The sequence below is a fragment of the Halococcus thailandensis JCM 13552 genome, from assembly GCF_000336715.1.
Lineage (GTDB): Archaea > Halobacteriota > Halobacteria > Halobacteriales > Halococcaceae > Halococcus > Halococcus thailandensis.
This window is the reverse complement of record NZ_AOMF01000194.1, coordinates 1-4,278: the sequence shown is the minus strand read 5'-3', so window position 1 is coordinate 4,278 and position 4,278 is coordinate 1. Positions and strand designations below refer to the sequence as shown.

The 4,278-nt window shown below is 55.7% G+C and carries 5 protein-coding genes and 1 pseudogene; 2 read left to right on the top strand and 4 right to left on the bottom strand.

The window, feature by feature from the left end; translation table 11 throughout:
* Nucleotides 1-518 (bottom strand): annotated as a pseudogene (locus tag C451_RS20045) (IS701 family transposase); the annotation flags it as partial.
* A 107-nt stretch (nucleotides 519-625) separates the two neighbouring features.
* On the opposite strand from C451_RS20045, the gene C451_RS20040 reads away from it, so the two are divergent.
* Nucleotides 626-2,071 (top strand): IS4 family transposase, encoded by a 1,446-nt coding sequence (locus C451_RS20040; protein WP_007743625.1) that lies wholly within the window; start codon nucleotides 626-628, stop codon nucleotides 2,069-2,071.
* A 338-nt stretch (nucleotides 2,072-2,409) separates the two neighbouring features.
* On the opposite strand, the gene C451_RS20035 is transcribed toward C451_RS20040, so the two are convergent.
* Complete coding sequence (locus tag C451_RS20035; protein ID WP_007743624.1) at nucleotides 2,410-2,664, bottom strand: hypothetical protein; 255 nt, start codon at nucleotides 2,662-2,664, stop codon at nucleotides 2,410-2,412.
* A 106-nt stretch (nucleotides 2,665-2,770) separates the two neighbouring features.
* Nucleotides 2,771-3,319, bottom strand: coding sequence for a hypothetical protein (locus C451_RS20030; protein ID WP_007743623.1), 549 nt, complete (start codon nucleotides 3,317-3,319; stop codon nucleotides 2,771-2,773).
* 128 nt (nucleotides 3,320-3,447) lie between these two features.
* Here C451_RS20030 and C451_RS20025 point away from each other — a divergent pair, with 128 nt between their 5' ends.
* Nucleotides 3,448-3,855, top strand: coding sequence for a MarR family transcriptional regulator (locus tag C451_RS20025; RefSeq protein ID WP_007743622.1), 408 nt, complete (start codon nucleotides 3,448-3,450; stop codon nucleotides 3,853-3,855).
* Between the two features lie 53 nt (nucleotides 3,856-3,908).
* Here C451_RS20025 and C451_RS20020 read toward each other — a convergent pair whose 3' ends face one another.
* Nucleotides 3,909-4,151, bottom strand: a complete 243-nt coding sequence (locus C451_RS20020) for a hypothetical protein (RefSeq protein ID WP_007743621.1) — start codon at nucleotides 4,149-4,151, stop codon at nucleotides 3,909-3,911.
* Nucleotides 4,152-4,278 lie beyond the last annotated feature (127 nt).

The window sequence follows — 4,278 nt, the reverse complement described above, 5'->3', positions numbered from 1 at the left end:
ATGAGATGGCCAGAGGGAGCGTCGATCTTGTTCGTTGCGAGATACTTGACCGGGTTGTTTTCGTCCTCGTCAGTGACTTTCTCGGCGATTACCAGCCGTATCTCACCTAACTTCGAGATCGGGAGCGTCTTCGTCCAGATCTTGTACGTTTCCTCGTTGATTTCTCGCTCTACTTTGTCGATGCGCTCTTCCAGCGCATCGACGCGCATCTCCTCGTTATCGAAGGTCACCTGCCGGTTGCTCCGTAGTGGNTGCTTGATCAGGTCCGAGTCGTGGGCGAACCACGAGTCGAAGAGGTAGGTGTCCGCAGGTACACCTACCTCTTCTTCCAGTTCTGTGACTATCTCTCGGGAGAGATCGTACTTCGTCTCCTCGTTGTCCTGGTCTTCGTCGTCAGCTTTCTGGTACTGGCGAAATGCGAGTGGATAGGAGGTTTTGTCGTCAGTGTAGAATGCGTAGACGAGGTCCTGTCCCCAGACGGGTTCTCCTTCGGTGTGATCGTAGAACTCTCCAGCACCCACCCGTTATCGCCTAAGCCGGTTTACCGTAAAATCGGCCGATTTTACTGTAATTCTCAGACAGAAGATTCCTTTCCATGATCCCGTTTCGATGAACNCGATGAACTATGCAGCGATGGCTCGACCGGATCGTGAAAGCGTTCCGAATAGTACTGCCAGGGGAGGCGGTGGCGCGAACGGCCCGCTCCACCGGCCTCGTTGAACGAAATCGGCTGATTGGGCCTGTACCGTTCTTCTGGAGCTTTCTCCTCGGAACGACACAGCCAGATGGCTCTGTTACCAAGGTACAGAACTTCTACAAGACGTTTACTGAGCACGACGCAGCATACTCATCGATCCAGCAGTGGATCACGCCAGAGCTCAAGACTTTCCTCACCGAGATTGTTGCACATCTCAGCGTCGAACTCGGTGGAATAGAATCCTCTCTGGGTGGTCGGTTTGATCGCTTCCGCGATGTCTTCATCGCGGATGCGACAGACTGTACGTTGTCCGCGGAATCCTTCGAGAATTTCCCCGGCTACGGTGATGATCACGCTGGAGCACGGCTCCACGTGATCGAATCACTCGCGTCACGTGCTCCGTTTTTTACCTCGATCACTGATGTCCGTACCGACGAGTTGAGTCAACTCGAAATCGGCGACTGGATGGCTGATTCGCTTCTGTTGGACGATCTCGGGTATCACGATTACGGGAAACTAGCACAAATCGACGAGCACGGTGGCTGGTTCGTGAATCGGTTGAAAATCGATTCAAACGCGCCGATTACGGACGAACTCAGAAGATGGCGCGGTAACGCCATCTCCTTAGAGGGAACACAGCTCCAAGACGTACTCCCAGACCTCTATCGCAGCGAGATCGATGTCACCGCAAGCTTCGATACACCGAGTTCAGACAGCGAGTTGCTCCCTCGTGAGTTCCGCCTCGTCGGACTTCGTCACGACGAGGTACCTGGCAGTGACGACGCACCTGACGCTGATCACGACTACCATCTCTACGTGACAAATCTGCCGAGAAAGTGGTTCAAGCCGCGAGAAATCGCGGCTTTGTATTCCAACNACTACCATCTCTACGTGACAAATCTGCCGAGAAAGTGGTTCAAGCCGCGAGAAATCGCGGCTTTGTATTCCAACAGATGGAGTATCGAAACGGTCGTTCAGGAGGCGAAATCGGTGTTCGAACTGGACGAGATCAGTGTCTATCGGAAGGAAGCAATTGAGTGTTTCATGCTGGCGTCGGTTGTGATGGTGTTGCTCAGCCGGTACCTGCTGCGGCAGATACGAGCAGGGCTCGGATCTGCCTCTCCTGACTCCGTAGAGGAAGAGACAGAGACGCAACCGATGTCGTTTTCAAAGCGACTGCGGTGGTACGGAACCGATCTTCTGGAAACGTTGGCCCAGCAATTCGGCTATTCATGGGATCCTGGGTTAGCGATCATCGAGGGAGCGATTGATCGAAATCTGAATCGCCACGCGCTCACAGAGCGAGTGGCTCATGGAACTGTTGATCCAGATCTGACGAATGCAGGTGAACTGGCGACGATCCGGCCCGGCTGACAGTCGTCAGCCGAGCCGGGATAGCTTCGTATTGAGTGGCAACACTCCCAATTCGGCGTGGTTCTGAGTGGAGATGGACCTGAAATCAGTCGCTTACATCAGCATCGGTCTCTGCTCGGCTATTCATTCGGTATTGTTGATGGATTTGGCAGAGATTAGCCGGCTAGTTTCCGCCCTGAACGCTCATTTCGACCTAAGGCGATAACCGGTGNCTATTCATTCGGTATTGTTGATGGATTTGGCAGAGATTAGCCGGCTAGTTTCCGCCCTGAACGCTCATTTCGACCTAAGGCGATAACCGGTGGGTCGACAGGTGGAATCGGCTGTGGAGTGCGCTGTCAGGGATTCATGGTCTGGGCCCGGCGGGGATCAACAATCTCGCCGAGGAGTACGGTACTCTCAAGGCCGTCGGCACGGCCACCGAGGCCGAACTCAGCGAAATCGCCTACATCACGGCTGACCTGGCTCCTGAAGTAGTGGCTGCCTGTGAACAATGGGATAGACAGGTTCCGGACGCTCCGGGCGATCGGGTTGCCACCGATGCCGACGACCCGCTCGTTGTCGATCGAAGCGTCCTTCGGCCACTCGGCCATCTCTTCGAGCGCTGACTGGGCGAGTCAGAGATCACAATAGCACCGCGAGCATCGAGAAATCGGAGAAAAGCACCGATCACCGGTGTGATCGACTACCGCCCGGACTCTACGGGAGGTCCTCGGTGACTTCGACGAGGGTTTCTTCAGTTCGCCATCGATAGAGCCGGCCTTCGTCCTCGAACAGGTCGAAGACGCCATCCTGCATCCAGCCAAACGGATGCTCTTCGTCGTCGTAGACCCGTTTGAAGACGTGGCTCTTCGAGAAGTACTCGACCGTCCCGACGAGCAGGCCTTGCTCGACGAGGAAGTCGCTGGGGTCTTTCTCGGCGACGCCGACGAGATACGTGACGAGGTCGGCGATCAGACAGAACTTCTGGATGCTGTTGTCCCACTCGCCGCGGATGTCCACCATCCGGAATGCGTAGGCATCCTGGCGACGGTTGAGGCGGTCGACGACTAGATTCAGTCGCCGAATCGGCTCCCGGTCGTAGTTCCCGAGGACGAAATACGACCGGTCGCTTTCGTAGATCGGGGTGAGTTCGCTCAGCGCGTGTAGAATTTCCTCGTTGTCCGCCAGCGAGAGTTCCTCTTGATCGATCTGCTCTTTGGCGCTCGTGAGGATCTCGTCGGGAACCGGCGACTCCTCGTCGGACATATCACACCTACTCTACGCGGCGGAATATGGTTTCCTACATAAACTACTGAGTCAATCATTCTATCATTCACTTCAGAGTGTTTTACTCAAAGGTAAATTACTTCCCGTGCCGGCGCGTAGATGTTCGTATGAGTACCGACGTGGGGGCTGCTGAAGGCACGGAGGCGCGTGAACTCGTCCACTTCGTCACCCAACAGACGCGATTCACGCTGCTCAGCAACATCCTCCAGCACCCCGACCAACTGCCGTCGATGTACGAACTCGAGCAGTTGAACCCGAGCATCAGCGACGCCACCGTCTACAAGCACATCCAGAAACTGATCGACGCTGGCATCGTTGAGGAGGCGGCGCTGCCGGACAATGAACGCCGGCAGGGCTATCCCTGGAAGTTCTATGGCGTGAGCGATGACGGTCGGGAATTCCTCGACGAACACAACCTACTGGAGGCCGAGGAGACTCTCCAACGCATCTACGAGACGATCTCTGACAAGCCCGAGAAGATGATCAAGTACGAAAACGCGCCCCGGCCTCGCTGACGATAGCTGCCGGAGGCCTGCTTGTATAGTCGCTATGCGTCCGAGTCCGGCATTCATACCTTGTGTACGGGCTGGAACACCACGTACGAGTCCACGTTGGAGTTGTCGTTCGGGTGAGCTGTGTGGAGCGTTAGGGTTCCCATCTTTGAGTGCAAGCTGTTCTGCTCGGACAGCCACGCTTCTGCGTGGTCCTCCGAAGGGAACTCAATACGGAGATCGTCATCGAATTCGTCCTCGGTAAGCGGTGTCGCACGGAAGACCGAGTCTTTGAGTTCGACAAGGTAGTTGTCAGACATGCCGTATCTGTTCGTGCTTGGAGTGCTTTAGGTACGTGTTCGGCAGGCGCTAATTCCCCTTCCTCAACGAGTACCACAGTCCGCCGAACGGCGGACAAGGAGCGGAGTAGGGAGGGGATACAGCGCC

Coding starts and splice junctions, on each gene's coding strand:
- C451_RS20030 (WP_007743623.1), bottom strand. CDS start 3,319: ATGTCCGACGAGGAGTCGCCGGTTCCCGACGAGATCCTCACGAGCGCC.
- C451_RS20025 (WP_007743622.1), top strand. CDS start 3,448: ATGAGTACCGACGTGGGGGCTGCTGAAGGCACGGAGGCGCGTGAACTC.
- C451_RS20020 (WP_007743621.1), bottom strand. CDS start 4,151: ATGTCTGACAACTACCTTGTCGAACTCAAAGACTCGGTCTTCCGTGCG.
- C451_RS20035 (WP_007743624.1), bottom strand. CDS start 2,664: ATGGCCGAGTGGCCGAAGGACGCTTCGATCGACAACGAGCGGGTCGTC.